This window comes from Kitasatospora sp. NPDC001175, assembly GCF_053598215.1.
The window spans coordinates 1-20,734 of sequence record NZ_JBSFJU010000065.1; the positions used below are offsets into that span (position 1 = coordinate 1).

General features: G+C 70.0%; 19 protein-coding genes and 2 pseudogenes. 12 read left to right on the forward strand and 9 right to left on the reverse strand.

All coding sequences use genetic code 11. From position 1 onward, the window contains the following. Positions 1-189: 189 nt before the first annotated feature. Both ACWDAK_RS32370 and ACWDAK_RS32375 read right to left on the reverse strand, forming a co-directional pair. A complete protein-coding gene (locus ACWDAK_RS32370; protein WP_344639253.1) occupies positions 190-435 on the reverse strand; it encodes a hypothetical protein in 246 nt (81 codons plus the stop codon). 47 nt (positions 436-482) lie between these two features. Further along, positions 483-974: a DUF5994 family protein gene (locus ACWDAK_RS32375; RefSeq protein WP_344639254.1), complete on the reverse strand. Its 492-nt coding sequence runs from the start codon at positions 972-974 to the stop codon at positions 483-485. Positions 975-1,541: 567 nt separating this feature from the next. On the opposite strand from ACWDAK_RS32375, the gene ACWDAK_RS32380 reads away from it, so the two are divergent. Continuing rightward, positions 1,542-2,813 carry an SPFH domain-containing protein gene (locus ACWDAK_RS32380; protein ID WP_427394155.1) on the forward strand — a complete coding sequence of 424 codons (1,272 nt, stop codon included), beginning with the start codon at positions 1,542-1,544 and terminating at the stop codon, positions 2,811-2,813. 201 nt (positions 2,814-3,014) lie between these two features. Here the strand turns inward: ACWDAK_RS32380 and ACWDAK_RS32385 are convergent, their stop codons facing one another. Then, complete coding sequence (locus ACWDAK_RS32385) at positions 3,015-5,816, reverse strand: glycosyl hydrolase family 95 catalytic domain-containing protein (protein ID WP_427394154.1); 2,802 nt, start codon at positions 5,814-5,816, stop codon at positions 3,015-3,017. A gap of 458 nt (positions 5,817-6,274) precedes the next feature. Continuing rightward, positions 6,275-7,413: pseudogene (locus ACWDAK_RS32390) on the reverse strand (serine hydrolase domain-containing protein). Positions 7,414-7,774: 361 nt separating this feature from the next. Between ACWDAK_RS32390 and ACWDAK_RS32395 the strand changes: the two are divergent. Both ACWDAK_RS32395 and ACWDAK_RS32400 read left to right on the forward strand, forming a co-directional pair. Further along, a complete protein-coding gene (locus ACWDAK_RS32395) occupies positions 7,775-7,999 on the forward strand; it encodes a hypothetical protein (RefSeq protein WP_427394153.1) in 225 nt (74 codons plus the stop codon). A gap of 354 nt (positions 8,000-8,353) precedes the next feature. Beyond that, positions 8,354-9,061, forward strand: coding sequence for a hypothetical protein (locus ACWDAK_RS32400; protein ID WP_344639258.1), 708 nt, complete (start codon positions 8,354-8,356; stop codon positions 9,059-9,061). Between the two features lie 267 nt (positions 9,062-9,328). Here the strand turns inward: ACWDAK_RS32400 and ACWDAK_RS32405 are convergent. After that, positions 9,329-9,481, reverse strand: a pseudogene (locus tag ACWDAK_RS32405) (AraC family transcriptional regulator); the annotation flags it as partial. A 148-nt stretch (positions 9,482-9,629) separates the two neighbouring features. Continuing rightward, positions 9,630-9,770 carry a hypothetical protein gene (locus tag ACWDAK_RS32410; RefSeq protein ID WP_344639259.1) on the reverse strand — a complete coding sequence of 47 codons (141 nt, stop codon included), beginning with the start codon at positions 9,768-9,770 and terminating at the stop codon, positions 9,630-9,632. A gap of 25 nt (positions 9,771-9,795) precedes the next feature. Here ACWDAK_RS32410 and ACWDAK_RS32415 point away from each other — a divergent pair, with 25 nt between their 5' ends. Then, a complete protein-coding gene (locus ACWDAK_RS32415; RefSeq protein WP_344639260.1) occupies positions 9,796-9,993 on the forward strand; it encodes a hypothetical protein in 198 nt (65 codons plus the stop codon). A 117-nt stretch (positions 9,994-10,110) separates the two neighbouring features. Further along, positions 10,111-10,443 (forward strand): DinB family protein, encoded by a 333-nt coding sequence (locus ACWDAK_RS32420; protein ID WP_427394152.1) that lies wholly within the window; start codon positions 10,111-10,113, stop codon positions 10,441-10,443. A gap of 44 nt (positions 10,444-10,487) precedes the next feature. Here the strand turns inward: ACWDAK_RS32420 and ACWDAK_RS32425 are convergent, their stop codons facing one another. From ACWDAK_RS32425 to ACWDAK_RS32435, 3 genes are all read right to left on the reverse strand, one after another. After that, positions 10,488-11,843 (reverse strand): cytochrome P450, encoded by a 1,356-nt coding sequence (locus ACWDAK_RS32425; RefSeq protein WP_427394151.1) that lies wholly within the window; start codon positions 11,841-11,843, stop codon positions 10,488-10,490. 147 nt (positions 11,844-11,990) lie between these two features. Then, positions 11,991-13,616 carry a monocarboxylate uptake permease MctP gene (gene mctP, locus ACWDAK_RS32430; protein ID WP_427394150.1) on the reverse strand — a complete coding sequence of 542 codons (1,626 nt, stop codon included), beginning with the start codon at positions 13,614-13,616 and terminating at the stop codon, positions 11,991-11,993. Further along, positions 13,616-13,900: a DUF3311 domain-containing protein gene (locus ACWDAK_RS32435; RefSeq protein ID WP_344639264.1), complete on the reverse strand. Its 285-nt coding sequence runs from the start codon at positions 13,898-13,900 to the stop codon at positions 13,616-13,618. Before ACWDAK_RS32435 ends, mctP begins: the two co-directional genes overlap by 1 nt. Positions 13,901-14,396: 496 nt before the next feature. On the opposite strand from ACWDAK_RS32435, the gene ACWDAK_RS32440 reads away from it, so the two are divergent. From ACWDAK_RS32440 to ACWDAK_RS32470, 7 genes are all read left to right on the forward strand, one after another. Then, a complete protein-coding gene (locus tag ACWDAK_RS32440; protein ID WP_427394149.1) occupies positions 14,397-15,272 on the forward strand; it encodes a hypothetical protein in 876 nt (291 codons plus the stop codon). Further along, on the forward strand, positions 15,211-15,351 hold the full coding sequence (locus ACWDAK_RS32445; protein ID WP_427394188.1) for a hypothetical protein: 141 nt from the start codon (positions 15,211-15,213) through the stop codon (positions 15,349-15,351). The genes ACWDAK_RS32440 and ACWDAK_RS32445 overlap by 62 nt, the downstream gene beginning before the upstream one ends. A gap of 236 nt (positions 15,352-15,587) precedes the next feature. Next, positions 15,588-16,631 (forward strand): oxygenase MpaB family protein, encoded by a 1,044-nt coding sequence (locus ACWDAK_RS32450; RefSeq protein WP_427394148.1) that lies wholly within the window; start codon positions 15,588-15,590, stop codon positions 16,629-16,631. 184 nt (positions 16,632-16,815) lie between these two features. Continuing rightward, positions 16,816-18,069, forward strand: a complete 1,254-nt coding sequence (locus tag ACWDAK_RS32455) for a threonine/serine exporter family protein (RefSeq protein WP_427394147.1) — start codon at positions 16,816-16,818, stop codon at positions 18,067-18,069. A 144-nt stretch (positions 18,070-18,213) separates the two neighbouring features. Continuing rightward, positions 18,214-19,074, forward strand: coding sequence for a site-specific integrase (locus tag ACWDAK_RS32460; protein WP_427394146.1), 861 nt, complete (start codon positions 18,214-18,216; stop codon positions 19,072-19,074). Positions 19,075-19,166: 92 nt separating this feature from the next. After that, the gene (locus ACWDAK_RS32465) at positions 19,167-20,264 is read left to right on the forward strand and encodes an integrase core domain-containing protein (RefSeq protein WP_344639268.1); all 1,098 of its coding nucleotides are present in this window, start codon (positions 19,167-19,169) and stop codon (positions 20,262-20,264) included. Between the two features lie 9 nt (positions 20,265-20,273). Continuing rightward, positions 20,274-20,717, forward strand: coding sequence for an oxygenase MpaB family protein (locus tag ACWDAK_RS32470; RefSeq protein WP_427394145.1), 444 nt, complete (start codon positions 20,274-20,276; stop codon positions 20,715-20,717). The last annotated feature ends 17 nt before the right edge of the window (positions 20,718-20,734 follow it).

Here is a 20,734-nt window from a genome sequence, read left to right on the forward strand (position 1 = left end):
GTGCTCGGCATCATCGGCGCCGTCGCCAAGGGCCTGCTCTACCTGCTGTTCATCGGCGTCGCCGTGCTGATCCTCGCGCTGGCCGTCTCCGCAGTCCGGTTCCGGCGCGGAGGCCGACGCCCCACCCGCTGACGCATCCGACGCACCCGCCATACGGCGCGCGGCGGGTGCACCGGTGCGGCCTGCGGATCAGTACTCGGAACCGCTTCGCCGGTAGGTGCCCACGACCTGGAGCCACGCGGTGGGGCCGAAGTACGCCTCGACCACGTGCGGAGTGTCCTGGAAGACGCGCACGATCCGCAGCGCTCCGCTCGGGTGCAGGTCGTACTCGTACGTGGTGCCGCCGGGTTTGTCCTGGTACTGCATGTCCAGCGGCCCCGTGGACGGCTCCGCCGGTGACCGGGCCTCGGTCGAGAGTTTCACGTAGACGGACATGTCGTTACCGCCCTTCCCGGTGGCGTGCAGCTCGTGGGGCCCACTGGTCAGGACGGTTCGCCGGGAGGCTCGGAGCTGATGCCGGTGGCAATGAGGATCTGCCGTGCCGAGTCGGTGCCACCGGCTTGAACCGCCTGCGCCATCGCCGCATGTGCCGCCTCCAGACTCGCCTGCGGAGGGATGACGAGCAGGCTGAAATGATCGCGATCACCTCGCGTGATGATCACTGTGTCATCGCCGACCGGGTACCGGTCGATGTGGACGGACCGGCCGTCGATGACCAGCCGGGCCGGGACGTCGTCCCACGCGTCCGCGTCCAGACCGACGCTCGCGATGGGCCCCAGGTGCTCGGTCAGCGCGGTGACCAGGCCGGGCAGCTCGGCGCCGATGTCACGGGAGCGCGGCCACCACGCGCCGTCGAGCGCTCCCTCGCGCGAGCGCGTCGTCTCCAGCCGCAGCAATACCGAACCCGGCTTCGCCGACTGACGGAACCTGTCCGGCAGGAACCCCGGGAACGAGGTGTCGGAGTCAACCGCCATGGCCCGCCGCCCATCCACAGGCCCCGAAGGAGCCCGCTGATCGCCGAGGGGGACGCGCCGGTCGCGGACATCCAGACCACCCCCGGTATCCCCACCGTACTCCGCTCCGTGGTCTCGGCCTGCCTACGGTCCGTGACGCACCTGGCAGCGGTCGTAGAACCGGTCCGGAAGGCGTACGGCATCCGCGATGATCATCGCCGGAGAAGAGCGGGAGTCCCACGCCTGGCTGCGGTGTCGCTGATGCCTGGCCGGAAAGCCGCATCTTGATCGCTATATTGAATTTGGGGGGTTGCGCTGCAGTAGAGGGCAGGAACACCGGATGGGCGCGTCTGATGACACGGACCAGAACCCGATCGGAGCCATCGGACGAGTGACCGTTTCCATCCCTCTCGGTGGTCCGGGTGAGGTCCTGCTGCCGGTACGCGGCGGAAGCGAGGCGTACGCGGCCTGGGCCGACGAACCGATCGCCCGGCACACGCGCGTCATCGTCGTGGAGTGGACGTCCGCGCGTTCCGTTGTCGTCGTCCCTTTCGCATCCCCGTAATCCGACATGGCAGGAGTCCGCACATGTTGTTCTGGCATGTTCCCGCACCGAACGAGGCACTGCTGATCTCCGGCTCCAAACGGCAGGCACAGGACACCCAGTTCCGGATCGTCACCGGGCACGGCAGCTTCGTCCTGCCGGTCAAGCAGAAGGCTCGCATCCTCTCCCTGGCGCTCCGGGAGGCCGAGATCACGGAGGACTGCGTAACCCAGCAGGGCATCCGACTCAACGTCCGGGCCGTCGCCGTGTTCAAGGTCGGCGACGACTTCGCGTCGATCGCCAATGCGGCCCGCCGGTTCCTGTCCGAGCAGAATCGGATGGAAGAACTCGTCGGCCGGATCTTCGCGGGCCACCTGCGGTCCATCATCGGCGGGCTGACGGTGGAGCAGATCATCCGCGAGAGGGACCGGGTGGCCCAGGAGGTCAAGGAAGGCAGCCACAGCGAGATGGAGAAGCTGGGTATCGTCGTGGACGCGCTGCAGATCCAGGAGATCGAGGACGCCTCCGGCTACATCACCAATCTCGCCGCCCCACACGCCGCCGTCGTCGCCAGCCTGGCCCGCATCGCCCAAGCCAAGGCCGATCAGGAGGCCACCGAGCGCGAGCAGCAGGCAGCCGCTCTGCGGGCTGAGTACGAGCGGGACACAGCGATCAAGCGCGCCGGTTTCCAGGCCGAGATCGAACAGGCCAACGCTCGGGCGGCCCAGGCCGGACCGCTGGCCGAGGCCCGGGCCTCGCAGGAGGTCATCGAGGAGCAGACCGCACTGGCCCAGCGGCAGGCCGACCTGGCTGCCCAACGACTGGAGGCCGAGGTGCGGCGCCCGGCCGACGCGGAGGCGTACCGGCAGCGCACCCTCGCCGAAGCCCAGCGCGACCAGGCCAAGTTCCAGGCGGAGGGCGAGGCCTACCGGCGGACCACCCTCGCCACTGCGGAGGGGGAGGCGGTCAAGGTCCAGGCCGACGCGAGCGCCTATGCCGAACGGACCACGGCACAGGCACAGGCCGACGCCAACAACGCGCGCGCCGCCTCACTCAAGGGCGGTAACCAGGAGCTCATCGCCGCCAACCGGGTCATCGAATCCCTGCCCGCACTGGCCGACTCGGCCGCCCGCGGCCTCGCCGGAGCGAACCTGACCGTCCTCAACGGAACCGAGGGGGTCAGCCAGATCGTGGCAGGAATCGTCGGACAGGGCCTGGCGATTCTCGACACGCTGAAGCCGTCGCCCAACACCCCGGGTCGAGGGCAGCAAAGGCCCGCGAGGGCAACCGTCGACACGGCCTCCGAAGACAGCTGACCGCCGTGATCGACTCCGTCGAGGAACTGCAACAACAGCTCGGTGCCCCCGTGGAGGTGGAGATCGCATGCAAAACGGGGACGTCCGGCGCGGGTCCTCCGCGTGGCGATCGGGATCGGACAGCAGCGGCGGTGGTCGGGGGCGGTCGCCTGCCACTGGACGAGCGGCGCTCAGGCCACCAGGTCCCGGGCCCGGTCGGGCTCAGGCGAGGATCAGTTGCCACTGCTGGTTGGCGGCACCGGTGCTGGTTTCCTGCTCAAGGCCGGCGAGGTCGGCCGTCGAGGAACCGACGACGCCGACCAGTTTCTGGCTTCGGGCGCTCACCAGGTTGACGTATCCGTCGCCGACGTCCTTCAGCGTCCACTGCTGGTTGGTCGCCCCGGTCGGGGTCCACTGGATGATCGCGGCGCCGTCCGACGTCGAGCCGCCGAACACGTCCATCGCCAGGCCGGAGGCTCCGTTGACGAGGGTGAAGACACCCGGCCCGGCGGGTTGCAGCGTCCACGACTGGTTGGACCCGCCATCGGGCGAGTACTGGATCAGCCCTGTCCCGGCGGCGCCCGAGGCCGCGGGGTCGTCGATGGCCTTGCCGCTGCCGCGGTTGACCAGTACGAACCTGTCGAACGTCGCCGACTGTCCGGGCGGGAGGGTCACCTGCCTGCTCCACGCGCCCGATGCCACCGTGGTGGTGGCACTGGCCGGGCCGATGTTGTGCAGGGTGAACGAGGTCACCTGCCCCGCACTCCAGGCGAGGTCGACGGTGAATCCGCCGCGGACGCCGACTCCGCTGACACCGCCGGAAGCCGACCAGGCCGACGGCAGCGCCGGGAGCAACTGAAGCAGGCCGGGCCGACAGTAGACCAGCATCTCGATCACGGCGGCGGGCAGGCCCATGTTGGCGTCGATCTGGAAGACCTGCCCGCCGTAGATGTCGAAGAAGTTCCCTGCGGTCCCGGTCGAGCCGTTCACCGAGGGAGTGAGGCCGTTGACGAAGCACTGGTAGGCGTTCGCCGGGTTCTTCAGCCGTGACCAGCAGATCGAGCGCCAGGCAACACCCCAGCCGTAGCTGGTCATGCCGCGCGCGGTCAGGAGGTCCGTGACACCGGTGAGCAGCTCCGCCGGGCTCTGGTCGGCGGTGATCCGGTCCCCCGGGAACAGCCCGGCCAGCGGCGACAGGTGGCGGTGGGTGATGTCGGAGGTGTCCAGGTCCTGCGGTGTCATCCACTCCTCCAGCCACCCGGTCAGGTTGCTGACCTGCGGCAGGTAGAGCCGACTCCGCAGCCCGCCGATGGTCGCGGCATAGGCCGCGTCCTGGCCGAGGGTGGCGGCCGCGGCCTGGTAGTTCCGGAACAGCTGCCAGACCAGCTCCTGCGCATAGGTGATGCCGATCGCGTTCGTCGGGCCGTGCTCGGGTGACCAGTCCGCGTCGTCGACCAGCACGGTGTGGCTCACTCCGGCCGCATCCGTGTAGCTGGTGGTGGTCAGCCGCGCCTCCCAGAACTGGCACGCACCCTTGAGCAACGGGTAGATCTTCGCGAGGTACGCGGAGTCCTGCGAGTACTCGTAGTGGGCGTACAGCTCGTTGCACAGCCAGGCGTTGCCCGCCGGGTGCCACCACCAGCCGAGGCCGCCGTAGATGTTGGCGGAGATCGCGACGGTCCAACCCGCGGTCAGGCCCGAGGAGTTGCGGAACCCGTTGGCGGAGGAGTCGAACAGTGCCCGAGTGTGCTCCTCCCACTGCGGTAGCTGGTTGACGCAGTAGTCGGCGAAGGCCTGGTAGCAGGACGGCAGACCGGCCCGGTCCGGGAGCCAGTAGACCATCTGCACGTTGATGTCGGTGTGGTAGTCGCTCATCCAGTCGGGCGAGTTGTCCAGCTGCCACGGTCCCTGGAGGTTGATCGGCAGGCTGGTGCGGGAGCCGCTGATCATCAGGTACCGGCCGAACTGCACGTAGGCGGCGTGCAGTTCCGGGTCCGATGCCGCGCCGGAGGCGTACGCTGCGGTCAGCCGCTGGTCGGTCGGCAGAGCTCGCTGCGCGGCGGTCGAGCGGCCGAGGTCGAGCGTCATCGCCTGCTGCAGCCGCTGGTAGTCGGCCAGGTGGGTTCCGAGCAGTGCGGACGCGCCGAGGCCGACGGCCCGGGATGCCTGGTTCGCTGCCACCTTCGCCGGCGCGATGGTCGGGTCCATGAACCCCGCTGCTGTCGGGGAGTAGTCCGTGCCGCCGCTGATGACGAGCAGGACGTCGGTGCAGTTGGTGAAGGTCACCGCCGTCCCCGAGGCGCTGGTCGCGCCGGCGGTGCCGGTCGCGTGGACCAGTGCCGCGTAGGCCAGGCCGTTGGCGAGCGTGCCGGTGAACGACGCCCTGGCCGATCCGGGGTTCACGGTGGTGCGTTCGGCGTGGGTTCCGTTCAGGCTGAGGGTACCGGTGTAGCTGCCGCCGCCACTCTGGCTCAGGTGGATGACGATCACGTCGTCCGGATGGCTCGCCCAGACGTCACGGCGGTAGCTGACACCGCCGGCCTGGTAGGACACCGATGCAAGGCCGTTGCTCAGGTCCAGCTGCCGCCGGTAGCCGCTGACTGCGGAGCCCGAGTGGGCGGGAATGCTCAAGTACGCCTTGGCGAGCAGCTGCTGCGTGCCGAAGTCGGCGGCGGTGTAGGGAAACTGCCCGCCGGAGTCGAGGGATGCGTTGGCCGTGCCCTCCCAGAAGGTCACGTCGGTCACGTGGTAGGCCTCGTACCCGGGATCGCCGGTGAGCAGGGCGCCGATCCGACCGTTGCCGACCGGCAGGCCCGTCGCCGTCAGAGCGGACTCGGTGCCCGGTGAGGCGTACCAGAGCGCTGTCGCCTGGTCGGCCGGCACCAGACCCGCCGCCCTCGCGGTGGACGGGGTTGCCGCTGCGGCACGTGGAGTGAACGTCGGCAGTGCCGGCACCGCCAGCAGCGCCCCGAGGGCGGCTGCGCCGCGCAGCAGTGATCTGCGCGAGGAATGGGCTTCCGACACCAGAGCCTCCAACAAGAGATCGAGCAGGCGCTCACGACCCACGGCTGTGCGTCCAGTACGAGTTGACGGGGAGACATGTTCGGACATGTCAAACATGGAGCCAGAATGAGCAACAGTCAACAACTCTGAACAGAATCGCGCGCATTGCTGCCCGGGGCCCGGAACCGGCTGCATGGCCGTGGCGTCGGACTCCCATGGCCACCATCACGATCAGTACGAGCAGCAGGAGCACGACGTAGGCGGCGGAATGAACGCGGTCACGGACACGGCCGGGGGCCGGATTCGAACCTGCGATCCCTTGACCCCAGGCCCGCATGACGCCTGATGCCACCTCATGATGCCCAATCCGTGAGAGGCAGAACGGCGCCGCCTGCTGCCCGCCGAGCACCTGGTAGACGGCGGCTACGACTTCCATCGTCCTGCTCGGGCCGCACCTCAGGTTTGCCCGACCGCCTGGTTCAGTGGCACAGGGCGTTGTCCACGACACCCTCCACGCGCATCGAGGCTGCCCCGTCGGGCGACATGCTGGTCACCGCGACGCTGGCGGTGCGACCGTCGTCGGTGGCTCCGACCTGGGTCTCGTATCCCGGGATGTCACCGCCGTGACCCCAGTAGACCCCGCCGCACGACAGTGGCCTGCTCACAATGCCCAGTCCGTAGCGGGCGCCGGGGCCCAGGGATTCAGCGGGGAGGGTGGTGCGCATCTCGGCGAGCTGGGCCGCCGGGAGGAGGCGGCGGCCAGGAGCGCGGTGAAGAACCGGTTGAGGTCGGAGTCGGTGGAGATCATCTGACCTGCCGACCAGCCCATGGAGGGGTCCAAATCCGTGACGTCGCGCAACGGCGCGCCGGCCGAAGCCCTGAAGTAGCCCTCGGGATGGGGTTCTCGGATGGCCGTGTCACCCGGGGCGGGGAAGTAGGTGTGGCGCAGCCCGATGCTCTTGATGATGCGCTGGTCTATCTCCTCGGCGAGGGGTCGGCCGGTGACCTCCTGGACGATCAGGCCGGCCAGAATGTAGTTCGTGTTGCTGTACTCCCATTTCGTCCCTGGGGAGAAGTCGGCCTTGTGCTGGAGGGCGATATCAAGGAGGTCGCGGGCGTCGAAGTAGCGGTGCTGATCGGCGGCGAAGTCGATGTACTTGAGGTAGTTGGGAAGTCCGCTGGTGTGCTGCAGGAGCTGACGGACGGTGATGCGGCGTCCGTCGATCCCGTCCCCGCGGACGAGGCCCGGCAGATAGGTGTCGACCGTGGCGTCGAGGCCGATCTTCCCTTCGCCGACGAGTTGCAGCACGACCACCGCGGTGAACGTCTTGGTGTTGCTGCCGATCCGCACCTGACCGTCCTTGGGCACCTTCGCGCCGGTGGCCAGGTCGCCGACCCCCGCGGTGTAGGTACGGGTGCGGCCGTCGCGGTCCGTGACACTCGCCAACGCGGCGGGCGCGTTGGTGCGCACCAGTGCGTTCACGCCCTGCTGGACGGGGTCAGGGGCGGCGGCCGGCGCCGCGGGGGTGCTCAAGGTGGCGACGCTCACGGTGAGTGCGGCCAGGACCGTCGCGTATCCACCGGTGGTCCGGAGCCTCGGGTGGGAAACCCGGAACATGAAAGAACTCCTTCGGGGCTGGGCTGTCTGATGTCCAGCTCATCAGCGTGCCCGGCGCGAATCGTCGGAGCGGGGAACGAGAACGGACCTGGGAGCGGAGGACCAGAAAGGCTGCCGATCAGGACCGTGCTCCCGGAACGGGACCAGCGTCGGGGCCCAGGACCGTGGGGCGACGTACCCGGCAGCGGACACGGCACCCGGCCGGGGTACGGGCGGATCGGCATGCGGGAGCGTCTCGCCCCGCACGGTGGGCCCCTGGAGGCCGGACGCTGGCCGGGGGCGACTTCCACGTTCGAAGTGAGTGGTGAGGATCGGTGATGGCGGTGATCTGGGCGTGGCCGTTGACGGTGTAGGTGGTGGTGTGGCCGTGGACGTTGGTCTCGGTGTGGGTCTTGAGGCCGGTTGCCGGGTCGGGGTCGCCGTAGGTGAAGTGGAAGCGCAGGGTGCCGTCGGCGCCGCCCTCGTCGATGACGCGGTCGAACTGATCGTAGGTGTACAGGTATTGGAGTTGTTGCGGTCGGTCCAGGACAGGATTCGGCCGGTGGAGTCGTTGGCGAAGCGCATCGGCTTGCCGGAGGAGTTGTAGACGCTGGCGAGGTGGCCGTCGGTGTAGCCGTACCGCATGAGCAGTACATCGCCACCGCTCTCGCTTGCCTGGGCCAGACGCAGAGCCGTGATGCGGTCTGCGTCGACAGTGACCAGGAGGACTGGGGGGCAAGACGTCCGTGAGAGGCGCGTGAGAGGCGGTGTACGAGAGCCGCATCGGCTGTGCCCTCACGACCTGATTTGTAGCGGGACAGAGCCGTCAACTGGACAGGCCCGGTAACGGTCCGCAGGTCGCGTCGGCGGGTGACTGAACGGGAGGCCTCAGCGGTGCGTAAGCCTGCGCGAACCCCGAAGTCGCCTCCCCAGCCCGGAAGGTCTCGATGCCGTGCGCGCCATGAGCAGGATGAATCTGCTGTTCACGCTCACCTCCCTGTCCGTCGTACTCGTCGCCGTCGAGCGCTTCTCCTTCACCACCAAAGTCATACTGCAGCCATACGGATTCCTGCGCCTGCACGAGCTGCTGCAGATGACCACATTGATCCTCGTCACGGTGATCGTTCCGGCGCTGATCTTCAGGGAGGTCTCCCGCGACTTCTCGGCCCTGCGGTCGAGGGAGGGGAAATGGCTCTTCCTCCTCTTCGTCACCGGCGTGTACTTCTATGCCACCGGAAACGGCCTGCACGAAGTCGCCTCGGCCGCCTTCAGCGAGTACTGCGATCCCAACGCCTTCACCGGCGATCTCTGCGGCGGCCTGTTCTTCAACGACTTCTACACCGGCAACGCGATGTTCTTCGTCGGCGCCCTGCTGATGAACACGAGCCTGCTGATCACCGAGAGCAGGAACCCGGACGAGTCGTCTGCCAGGAGCTCCCAGGCAGCCCTCGTGGTCAACGCGGCGGTGTACGCGGTGACCATCCTGGCGTACGCCGGGTTCGACCGGGCCCCCGTCGGCCTGGTGTACTCCGCCGGGATGTTTTTGATCGCAAGCGCGTTCTTCCTGAAGGTCCGTCGGCAGTACCGGAAGTTCCCGTTCACCACCTACTGCGCCCTCGTGTACGCGCTCGGCGGGTCCGCGTCGATAGCGGTTCGGATATTCGCGTGAAGCCCCCGATGGCCGTTTCTCACGGCCGAGGTCGCGCTCGACAAGGCCTGGACCTCGGCGTCCTTCCGCACTGCCGCCCACATATGGAGCGACTACCTCGTCAACCCCCGGGTCGCACCGCGCGCCCACCGGCCTCCCGTCAGCACCAAGGGCGTCGTCAAGGTGATGGACGGTCGCACCGCGCGCCCACCGGCCTCCCAGGCGCGAGCGCAGATGGCTGGGCGATGCGCCACGGGCGGATCCCCTCTCGCCGCGGCAGTAGCGTGAGGGCGGCACGCCGACCACAGCGGTGAAGTCCCGGGTGAGGCGGGACTGGTCGGCGTATCCGAGATCGGCGGCGAGCTCCGCCCGGTCGACCTCACCGCTGTTGGTGCGCTGCGCCACCTCGTGCAGACGGGCGCGGCGCAAGCTTGAAGCGGGCGGTGGCCTGGTCGACCCGGAGCAGGCTGTGGTCGTCCGTCATCTTCCGGACCATCACGGCTACTTGTACCGGCTGCAGGTCCGGCCGGGCAGAGACACGGGTCCGCAGGAAGGACTCGACGAGGGCGACCATCGCGTCCGTCTCCGCTCAGACGAGGACGCGCGGCCAGAGCTCCGCAGCCTCCGGACCGAAGGTACGGTCGGCGGACAGGACCTGGTCGGTGAGATCCTGGACCGAACCTGCGGCGAAGGCGCGGAAGCCGCCCGGGAGGAACTTGACCCCATGCACCTGGCCCGCCCCGACCAGGCGGCGGGTGCAGACCCCGCCGCCGGCCTGCGGACCTGTCTGCGCCAGGCCCGAGCTGCCCGACCTGTACACCTCGCTGTGCAACGCCGCCGCCGAGACCGTTCGCGTCGTCCAAGGCATCGAGGACGCCCCGGCCATGCTTGGCGCCCCGACCCCCTCGGCCGGGTGGGACCTGCGCACGGTCGTGAACCACGTGATCCTGTGAACCGCCCACAACTTCGCGCTGCGCGCCGAGGGCGGCGCGGTTCCGGCCGAGTGGTACGAACGTGACTTCACCGCCGAGCCCGACTGGACCGCTGCCCATGCCGAGCAGGTCGACAAGGTGCTTGGCGCGTGGTCCGAACCGGCGGTCTGGCGGCGGGACATGCCGCTGGGCGACTCGGCAGCCCCGGCGACGGCGATTGCCGGGATGATCCTGCTCGACTACGCCCTGCACGGTCGGGAGGCCGCACAGGGCTCCGGCCAGGTCTACCAGCTTGACGAGACGACGGCTGCTGCCGTGCTCGGCCAGGTCGAGCAGTGGGCCGACGCATTCCGCCAGTACGGCGGCTTCGCGGAGCCCGTCCCGGTCGCCGCCGACGCGTCCACGTTCGACCGCGCACTGACATTGTCCGGCCGCCGGCCAGTGGCCGGTCGAAGCCCGCCTCAAGGCTGAGAAGGGATCCTCCCTCCGAGACACCGGGCATGGATGCGGCGGGCCTACTGCGGGGCGTTCACCACCGCACCGGCGCCGGAAGAGGGCGGGCGGGGCCTGCAGCTGACGGCCAGTACGAGCCGGTTCGGGCGGACGGTGCGGCCGAGCACCGGCTGTACCGGCTGGTCCGACACCGGCAGGAAGCGCCAGCGGGAGAGCAGGGCGACCAGTGCGATGGTCGTCCCCTGCCAGGCGGACCCCGCGCCGACGCACCCGTGGTCGTCCGAGCCGAACGGGATCAACATGCGCCGTGCGGCGGGGCCGTTGTACCGGTACGGGTCGAAGCAGTCCGGCTCGGGGAACAGGCCCGGGTCGTGGTGCAGTGCGTACGGGCTGATGAGGATCTCGTCGCCGGGCGCCAGTCGCCGATCGCCGAGCAGCACCGGTTCGGACGCGCGGCGGAGCAGGAACGGCCGCGCGTAGCAGCGCAGTGCCTCGCCGACCACCTGCCTGGTGTACAGCAGGGCTGTGAAGTCGGCGGCGGTGGGCGGCCGGTCGCCCAGCACCTCGGCGATCTCGGCAAGGATCCGTTCCTCGATGTCCGGCCGGCGCGACACCTCGTGGAGCACCCAGGACAGCACGGCGGCCGGCGCCTCCGTGCCGGCCAGGACAAGGCCGGTCAGTTCCTCGGCGATCTCGTCGTCCGTCAGGGCTGAGCCGCCGGCCTCGCCCTGAGCGGCGAGCAGCAGGGACAGTGCGTCGGTGTGGTGCTCAGGAGAGCTGCGGCGGTGGTCGAGTGCTTCGGCGAGGGCCGTGCGGACCGCGTCGGGCGTCGGCCGGAGCGGCGGCTCGGCGGAGGCGAGCCCGGGGAGGTCGTCGAGCATGGCCGGGAGTGTTTCGCGCAGTGCCCGGGTCAGTTCGAGCCCAGCCGGCCCGGCGACGAGCGACCGGGTGATGGTGGCCAGCGAGAGGTGCGTCATCTCGCGCGGGATGTCCAGCTCGGTCCGGTCGGTCCAGGAGCCCGCCGCCTCCGCCGCTGTATCGGCGGCGATCCGCGCATGGTCGGCGAGCCGGGACCAGTGGAAGGCCGGCTCGATCACCCGGCGGCGGGCCGCGCGGACGGATCCGGGGCACGCCGCGAGCCCGTGGCCGAAAGCCGGGCCCGGTCCGTCAGGAGCCGACCCGGCGTCGAACTTCGTGGCCTCGTCCACCAGGATCTGTTCGACCAGGTCCGGGGAGGTCACGAGGTGCAGCTTCCGAGACCCGAGGCGGATCGCGACGACCTCCTCGGCGGAGCGGACGGCGGCCACGAAGCCGCGCGGGTTCTCGAGCAGGTCGGTGAGCTGCGGCCCATCGGCCGCGCCGGAGCGGTGGGGGCACTTCTCGGTGGGCACGGCGCGCTGGGCCGGGGTCGCGGACATGGTCTCTCTTCGCTTTCGGGGTGTCGCCGACCCGCATGACGGGTGCGGTGGCACGGAAGTTCAATCGCGTCCGGACCGGGTTCTGCCGAGTCCGGCGGGCCGGGGAGTGGAGCCGTGCGGGCACCGCACCCGGCCCGCCGCAGCGGGTCAGTCGGCCATGGCCGGGACCGGACCCGGCGTCGACTCGGGAGTCTCCGCTTCGGCCCGGTAGTCCTCCGGGCTGGTCTCGTCGGTGCCCTGCGGAGTCCGCGCGAGGCGGAACAGGACGGTGAGCACGGCGGCGACCAGGAGGTTGAGCACGAAGGCGGTCAGGCCGATGTAGCCGTTCTGGCCGATCAGTGGGATCAGCGTGGTGCTGCCGCCGAAGTGCTTGGTGGCGGGCGTGGCGATCCCGTACGCCTGCCAGGTGCCGTAGGCCATGCCGACCGCCCAGCCGGCCAGCAGCGCCCAGTGGTGGAACCACCGGGTGAACAGGCCCACGGCGACGGCCGGCAGGGTCTGCAGGATCCACAGGCCGCCCAGCAGCTGGAGGTTGATCGCGAACTGCTTGTCCATGCCGAGCACAAAGGCCAGCGCGCCGACCTTGACCAGCAGCGAGGCGATCTTGGCGACCTTGGTCTCCTGCTCGGGCGTGGCGTTCGGCTTCAGGAACTCCTTGTAGATGTTCCGGGTGAACAGGTTGGCCGCGGCGATCGACATGATCGCCGCGGGGACCAGCGCGCCGATGCCGATCGCCGCGAAGGCCACGCCGGTGAACCAGCCCGGGAACAGTTGGTCGAACAGCTGCGGCACCGCGAGCTGGGCGTTGTAGCCCTTGACGTCCTTGCCCACGCCGGCCGCGATCGCCATGAAGCCGAGCAGCGCCAGCAAGCCGAGCATCAGCGAGTAGGCGGGCAGGAGCGCCATGTTCCGGCGCACGGTCTTGCGCGACTTGGCGGCCAGCACGCCGGTGACGTTGTGCGGGTACATGAACAGCGCCATCGCGGAGCCGAGCGCCAGCGTGGCATACGCCCACTGGGCGTTCGGGCCGGTCACCATCGAGCCGGTCGGCTTGTGGGTGATGGGGCTGACCGTGCTGAACTTGGTCGCCGCCGCGTCGAAGATGTGCCCGTAGCCGCCCAGCTTCATCGGGAGGTAGACCACCGCGACGGTGATCACGATGTACACCAGGGTGTCCTTGACGAAGGCGATCAGCGCCGGCGCCCGCAGACCCGAGGAGTAGGTGTACGCGGCGAGGACGGCGAAGGCGAGGAACAGCGGCAGGTCCTTCATGAACCAGTTCCCGCTGCCGCCGACCCCGAGCACGTCCAGCACCGCCTGGATGCCGACCAGTTGGAGCGCGATGTACGGCATGGTCGCCAGGATGCCGGTCACCGCCACCGCCAGCGACAGCGCCTTGGAGCCGTACCGCCCGCGCACGAAGTCCGCCGGGGTCACATAGCCGTGCACCCGGGCCACCGACCACAGCCGGGGCAGGAACAGGAACACGAGCGGGTACGCGATGATCGTGTACGGCACCGCGAAGAAGCCCGCCGCACCCGTGCCGTAGATCGCCGCCGGCACGGCTATGAAGGTGTACGCGGTGTACAGGTCACCGCCGAGCAGGAACCAGGTGACCCACGTCCCGAAGGAACGCCCGCCCAGGCCCCACTCGTGCAGGTGCAGCGCGTTGTCCGCCTTGCGCCAGCGCGCGGCCAGGAAGCCGAGCACCGTCACCAGCAGGAAGAACAGCACGAACACCACGAGCGCCGGCACATTGACGTGATTGCTCATCACACATCACCGCCCCGGACAGCCTTGCGCTGCTTCTCGTCCCGCCCGAGCAGCAGGTACGCCGCACCGGTGAACACGGCCGACACCGGGATCCAGGTGATCTGGTACCAGTAGAAGAACGGCATCCCGCCGAACGCCGGCGTCAGCTTGGCGTAGGAGGAGACCCACAGCATCGTGACCACCGGCACGGCCAGGGCCAGCCCGGCGAGCACCCGTTCCGGTGCCACCGGCGGCAGGCTGCGCGACACCTCTTCCCCGCTGGTTCGACGGACTTCCGTTGACATCTGTGCAGCCTCCGTGTTTCTGATCCAGCATCCGCTCGGTCGGGCTCTCCCGGCTGGCGCATGCCCACCCTTACGGCGGTGCACCGGCTCGGGTTCAAGCAGTGGAGGGGCTCATTGCCCGGAGAGCCGTCCGGGCCGCCAACCGCGCGGGACGACCACGGCGAGGCCGGCGACCAGCAGGCTCACCCCGAGGGAGACCGCGCCCCAACGGCGTTCCTGCCCACCACAGTTGGCCGAACCCCCGGGTGACCTACCTCACATGCCGGAGTTGGGGCGCGGTTGAGGAATTCGCGGACCGGTTCCGTCAAGTCGCCGGACGGCTGCCACGGCAACAGGCGGCCGACGGACTACCGAGGGAACGACATGATCCGAGCACGCGCAGCGGTACTCGCGGCAGCCCTGGCAGTGGGCGCGGCGGCAGTGACGGACTCCGAGCGGAACGGCCGCGAAGCCCCAGCCGGCCGACAGCGCGACGGCGTCCAGCCCCGTCAACTACGTGCCGGGTACGGCGCAGGAGAACAACGCCCCCGCCGGCACTGGCGACTTCGCCGACGGCCCCGCGAACTCGCCGGCCGCGATGAAGTGGGTGCAGCTCAGCGCCGGGGCGGCGGGCGTGCTCAACCCGGTCGTCCACAACGCCGCCGGCTTCACGCTCTACCGGTTCGACAAGGACACCACGAAGCCGTCCAAGTCCAACTGCAACGACGCCTGCGCCACCACCTGGCCGCCGGTCCTCGTCCAGCCGGGCTCGCGGATCTTCCTGGACGGCGTGTCCCGGGCGGACATCGGCGTCGTCAAGCGGGACGACGGCGCCCTCCAGATCACGATCGGCGGCTGGCCGGTGTACCGCTTCAAGAACGACACCGCACCCGGCCAGGCCAACGGCCAAGGCGTGGGCGGCACTTGGTTCGCCGTGACGCCGGAGGGCGGCAAGGCCGGCCAGTCCCCGCAGGGTACGGACACCAACACCCAGCTGGACTACCAGAACGGCACCGCCAAGCGGCACGACGCGCCGCCGAACACCGGTGACATGTACAACGGGCCGCGCAACAGCCCCGAGGCGATGAAGTGGGTGCAGCTGACGGCCGGTTCGGCCGGCGGGCTCAGCCCGATCGTGCACGACGGCGCGGGCTTCACGCTGTACCGGTTCGACAAGGACACCGCGACCGTCCAAGTCCAACTGCAACGACGCCTGCGCCACGACCTGGCCGCCGGTCCTGGTGCAGCCCGGTTCGCGGATCTTCGTCGACGGCGTGCCCACCTCGGAGATCGGAATCGTGGACCGCGCCGACGGAACCCGTCAGGTCACCATCGGGGGTTGGCCGGTCTATCGCTTCAGCAAGGACACCACCGCAGGGCAGACCAACGGTGAAGGTGTCGGCGGTACCTGGCCTGCGGACCCCACCGCCCACTGGCGCCGGCCTCCGGGCGGACTGCCGCACGCCGCCTGATGGGAGCTACCGAGTCGGAGAGACTCGGTGCCGTAGCCGCCGGCAGGTGAGCACTCTCGCGGCCGGAGCCGTTCGAGCACTGAAGTACCTGACCAGGGGAGGAAGAGTTGCTGCTGATCTGAGGAGATCGACCCCGCGGTGACCGGCGATTCGTCGCGGTGAACCAGTGTCTGCACACGTCCGTAAGACGGCGGGTGCAGGAAATCCCTGCCCGGGCAGAGCAGTAAAGGCCGGCCGTGAAGACCCTTGCCACCCCAACCAGCCGGGACACCGCCGACTGTGCGCTCTTCGGCCCGTCCTCGGTGACCTGGCACCTGCACGCCGATCCCGCGATGTGGGCCGGTGGGATCAGCGCACTCCACCTGCAGGCGCTGCATCCCCTCGCGGCGCTCGGCATCGTCCAGAACTCCTCGTTCGAGACGGACCCCTTCGGCCGGCTCTTCGGCACCGGCTCCTTCATCGTCGCCACCACCTGGGGCACCTGTGCCCGGGCGGAACAGGCCGGCGCCCGGGTGCGGGCCGTGCACGAGCGGCTGCGCATCCACGATCCGCGCAGCGGCGCGCTGCACCGGCTTGACGACCCGGACCTCCTGCTGTGGGTCCACTGCGCGCTGGTCAGGTCCAACCTGCACGCCGTCCAACGAGGCGGCCTGCCGCTGCGTGCCCGGCAAGCGGACGACTACGTCCGCGAACAGCGGCGCATCGCGGCACTGGTAGGGCTCGCCCCCGGCGATGCCCCCGGGTCGGTCGCCGACCTGGAGGACTACCTGGCGGGCATGCGGCCCGTGCTGACCGCCTCCGCCGAGGCACTGGACATCCACCGCTTCGTCTCCCGCCCACCGCTGCACGGGCCGCACCGTGCGCTGCGCCCCATCTGGAGCGCGGCCTCCCGCCTCGGCTACTCGCTCATGCCCTCGTGGGCCCACGACCTCTACGGCCGGCCCGGTCGGCCCGCAACGGTGGCGACCGGGATGCTGCGCGCCGCTCGGGCCGCGGCTCTGCTGGTCCCGTGGCGCACCCGGCTCGGCTTCCCCACCCGCGATCTGCACCAGGCCGTCGAACGACTGGGACGGACGGCCCTGCCCTCCCGCCGCCGACTGCGTGGGCGCACCACGCCTACGGCGACTGATCGCAGCCAGCGAGGCCCGGTTCAGCGTCGGCGCAGTGATCTTCGTCGCGGCTTCCCTCTGAACATCGGCCTGGCCGGGGCCGTCATCCAGGCTGAGCGACACACACAGCGCGTCCCGGATCACGAGGAGATCTTCATGACGGACTTCTGACAGCAGTCGGGCTCTCGCCCTGTCTTGGTGGTCAGTCACCGGTGCCGGTGGCCCTGCCCCGGGCGTACCGGTCGAGCATCGGCCAGTTGTGACCGATGCGCATGCTTCACAGCCGCCGCATCGCCACCACGGCGGCCCCGTACACGTAGAAAACGGAAAAAGGTTGCACGCGACCGTACGCGCCATGTTCAGCACAGTTCCGCCAGACCGGGGTCCCGACTCCCCGGCCGACCCGCGGCGCCGCCTCCTGCTCGAACTCGGTGCAGGCCTGTTGAGCGGCGGCCTGCCCGTCCACGATGTGGAGGAGGAGTTGCGCAGGCTCGGACGGACGCTGGGAGCGCCCGATGTGCGGGTCGCCGCCCTGACCACCGGGCTGTTCGTCGCGCTGAGCGCGGACGACGCAACCGCGTTCGAGCCCGTCGGCCCCGCACTGCGGTTCGATCAGACGGCCGACCTCCTCGACGTGGTGCACCGGCTGCGCGCGGGCGGACTCGAAGGGCACCGTGCGCTGCGCGACCTGGACGCGATCCGCCGGGCACCGGCGCGCTGGCCCGCCTGGGTCGCGGACCTCGGGATGGTGCCGGTCGGGGTGGGGCTCTGTCTCTACCTGCAACCAGTGGCGTCGAACGTCCTCGCCGCCGCGATCGGCTCGCTGCTCGTGGCGGGCCTCACCATGACGGCTCGCCGGCTGCCGCTGCTGCGGCCACTGCTGCCGGTCACCGCCGGCTTCCTCGTCTCCGTTCTCGTACTGGGAGCAGCCCGGGTCTCACTGCTGGACGGTCCGCTGCGCACGATCGTCGCCACCCTGGCGGTCCTGCTGCCGGGCGCTCTTCTGGTGACCGGACTGTCGGAGATCGCTGCGGGTGCGGCCAGCGCCGGAACGGCCAGGTTGGTGTCCGGCTCCGTGCAACTGGCGCTCTTCCTCACCGGCGTGGTGGCCGCCGCCACCGTCACCGGCGTTCCCGTCTCCGCGCTGGCCGACACCCAGGTGGCCACACCCAGTTGGTGGGTGATCTGCCTGGGACTGGCGCTCGCCGTGGCCGGGCTCGTGATCAACGTCAACACGCCGCCGCCGGCCATCCCGTGGATCGTCGCGGTGATCGCGGTGGCGGCCGCCGTCCAGGTGACGGTGGGCTCCGCCAACGGCGCGGCAGTGGGCGGCCTGGCCGGCGCGGTCGCCGCCGCGGCTGCGGCCACCGTCGCGCATTGGCTATGGGGCGGCTCATCCTGGCAGGTGCTGTACCTTCCCGCGTTCTGGGTCGTGGTACCCGGCTCCTTCGGCCTGCTCAACACCGCACAGATTGAGGTCGGCAACGGGGCACACGCCGTGCTCGCAGCTGTGTCCGCCATGTTCGGGGTTTCCATCGGCACGCTGATCGGCTCGGTTATCAGCCGGATTCCCCAGCCCACAGCCGCTCCGCCGCGGCCGCGGCCCTGACCACGCAGACAGCCGCGATGCCACCGGCTTCACACGAGTGGCGCAGTCGGCGAACGCCGCGGCCCGCCACCCAACCGCTCGCACGGTTCATGGGTCAGGAACTCGAGCCGCCGGGGATCGGAGGCGAAGATCCGGTTGCAGTGCATGTGCAGCACGGTTGCCAAGCCCGGGACTTCGGCGCAGGATACCGGTCCGCTGACCGAGCTGGCGCACTGCCTGGGCCGGCACTTCAGCACGCCCGCCAGGCAGCGCTACGCGACACGGGGCCTCGACCCGCCGCACCGGCTGGTGTATCTGCTCGACCACGAGTACACCCAGCGAGGCCTGAGCTGGGAGCGGCTCAAGGGTGCCGACGCCGAGCGCGCCGCGCTGCTGCACGCCGCCGCCGGGCAGGCCGGCTGCGAATCGGTGCTCGCCCTGTGGCTGCTGCTGGTGTCGACTGGGTTGCGCCGTGGTGAGGCGCTCGGGCTCACGTGGTCGGACGTCGATCTGAACTCCCGGCAGCTTCGCGTGCGTCGAAACCTCCAGCGGGTCAAGGGCCGTCTGGTGTTCGGCACTCCGAAGACAGCGCGCTTGCTGCGGACCATCGCCCTGCTGGCGTCCTGCGTCGCTCGCCTCCGGGAACGCCGGGAACAGCAGGTTCAGGAACGGGCGGAGGCCGGGATGGACTGGCAGCCGCTCGACATCCAGCCCGACGGGTTGGTATTCACCACGCTGACCGGAACCGCACTCGACCCCCGGAACCTGAACCGCAGCCTCGCCGCGCTCTGCGCGAAGGCGAAGCTGCGGCCGATCCGGGTCCACGACCTCCGGCACACGTGCGCCTCGCTCATGCTCGCCGAGGGGGTCGCCGTCCGGACCATCATGGAGACCCTCGGACACAGCACCATCAGCATGACCCTCGACACCTACGCGCACATCATGGAGACCACGCTGCGCGAGGCTGCTGACCGGATGGATGACGCGCTCGGCTGCCCTTGCCGAGAACCTCATCCGCCCTGGTGAGAAGCACCGTGTGAGGGTGCACAAGTGTCGACCTCGTCGGTCGGGTCTGCGCTCTGGCAGAGCCGACGAGCTCCGCGGCATGATGACCGACCGTGCTGCTACGACTGGCGTACCTGGGTGTGACGAACGCGTTCGCAATGCTGCGACTACTGCCGATGAGCGACCGTGCCAAGGACGTGGAGATCCTTGCCCTGCGCCATCAGATCACCGTGCTGGAGCGGCAGCTGAACGGACAGCGGGTCCGCTTCGAACCAAACGACCGGGCATTCCTGGCAGCACTCCTCCAGGGTTTGCCGACGCAGGTGCTGCGTCGGATGCGCTTGCTGGTGCGGCCCGACACCGTGCTGCGCTGGCACCGCGACCTGGTCGCCCGCCGTCGCGCCGCCCGGTCCCGGCCGAAGCGTGGGGGCCGACCGCGCACCGTGTGCTCCATCCGCGCCCTGGTCCTGCGCCTGGCCGCCGAGAACCCGGGATGGGGCTACCGGCGCCTGCACGGCGAGCTGCTCGTCCTCGGCGTGAAGGTGGCCGCGTCCACAGTCTGGGAGATCCTGAAGGAGGCCGGTATCCCGCCGGCACCCGAGCGCACGTCCAGCACCTGGGCCGACTTCCTGCGCTCGCAAGCGGCCGCACTGCTGGCGTGCGACTTCTTCGAGACGGTCACCCTGTCCGGGGCCCGACTGTACGTGCTCGCGGTGATCGAGCACGCCAGCCGCCGGGTCCGGATCCTGGGCGCGACCGCGCATCCGACCACATCCTGGGTGGCGCAGGCGGCGAAGAACCTCGTCATGGACCTCGAGGACGTTGGCTGCCGGGCACAGTTCCTGATCCGGGACCGGGACGGGAAGTTCCCCGAACTGTTCGATGCCGTCCTGCAGGACGCGGGCATCAAGGTCGTGCTCAGCGGCATCCGTATGCCGCGCATGAACTCCCTCATGGAACGATGGATACAGACCTGCCGCCGAGAGCTACTGGACCGCACTCTGATCTGGAACCAGCGGCATCTACTCCACGCCCTGCGCGAGTTCGAGAAGTTCTACAACGAGCACCGGCCGCACCAGGGCATCGCGAACGCCCGACCCCTCTGCGCCCTTCCCAAGCCAATCAACAACCCGGAGCAAATCGCTCGCCTCGATATACGCCGAACCGACCGACTTGGCAGACTCCTCCACGAGTACCAACATGCAGCCTGAGCAGGGCGGATGAGGTTTTCGGCAAGGGCAACCCCGCTGCCCCCCGCCGAGTGCGACCGCTACGTGGCCGAGGCCGCGTGCGTCGCCGAACGGCTGGGCGCCCGGGAGGTGCGCCGGTCCCGGGCCGAGGTCGCGGCCTATCTCGCCGGGATCCGGCCGGAGTTGCGGGTCACGCCGCCCGCGCTGGAAGTGCTCCGCCTGCTGCGCGGCTTCGGCCGCAGCCGCCGCGAGCGCGCTGCCGTCCGGGTGCTGACGAACGCGTCGATCGGTCTGCTGCCACCCTGGGCCCGGGCCGAACTCGCTGTCCGGCGGCCCTCGTTGGTCCGTACGGTCTGGGACCACCCGCTGGCGCGGGCCGGCGGCCGGGTCATGGTCTGGGCCTGCGGTCCCTCACCGATCCGCGGCGCCACCCACGCCCGGGCCGCCGCCGCGCCCCGGGCGGCGGGGACCTGACGCACCCCCGGGGCCCG

Coding starts and splice junctions, on each gene's coding strand:
- ACWDAK_RS32370 (WP_344639253.1), bottom strand. CDS start 435: ATGTCCGTCTACGTGAAACTCTCGACCGAGGCCCGGTCACCGGCGGAG.
- ACWDAK_RS32375 (WP_344639254.1), bottom strand. CDS start 974: ATGGCGGTTGACTCCGACACCTCGTTCCCGGGGTTCCTGCCGGACAGG.
- ACWDAK_RS32380 (WP_427394155.1), top strand. CDS start 1,542: ATGTTGTTCTGGCATGTTCCCGCACCGAACGAGGCACTGCTGATCTCC.
- ACWDAK_RS32400 (WP_344639258.1), top strand. CDS start 8,354: ATGAGCAGGATGAATCTGCTGTTCACGCTCACCTCCCTGTCCGTCGTA.
- ACWDAK_RS32425 (WP_427394151.1), bottom strand. CDS start 11,843: ATGTCCGCGACCCCGGCCCAGCGCGCCGTGCCCACCGAGAAGTGCCCC.
- mctP (WP_427394150.1), bottom strand. CDS start 13,616: ATGAGCAATCACGTCAATGTGCCGGCGCTCGTGGTGTTCGTGCTGTTC.
- ACWDAK_RS32435 (WP_344639264.1), bottom strand. CDS start 13,900: ATGTCAACGGAAGTCCGTCGAACCAGCGGGGAAGAGGTGTCGCGCAGC.
- ACWDAK_RS32455 (WP_427394147.1), top strand. CDS start 16,816: ATGTTCAGCACAGTTCCGCCAGACCGGGGTCCCGACTCCCCGGCCGAC.
- ACWDAK_RS32460 (WP_427394146.1), top strand. CDS start 18,214: ATGTGCAGCACGGTTGCCAAGCCCGGGACTTCGGCGCAGGATACCGGT.
- ACWDAK_RS32470 (WP_427394145.1), top strand. CDS start 20,274: ATGAGGTTTTCGGCAAGGGCAACCCCGCTGCCCCCCGCCGAGTGCGAC.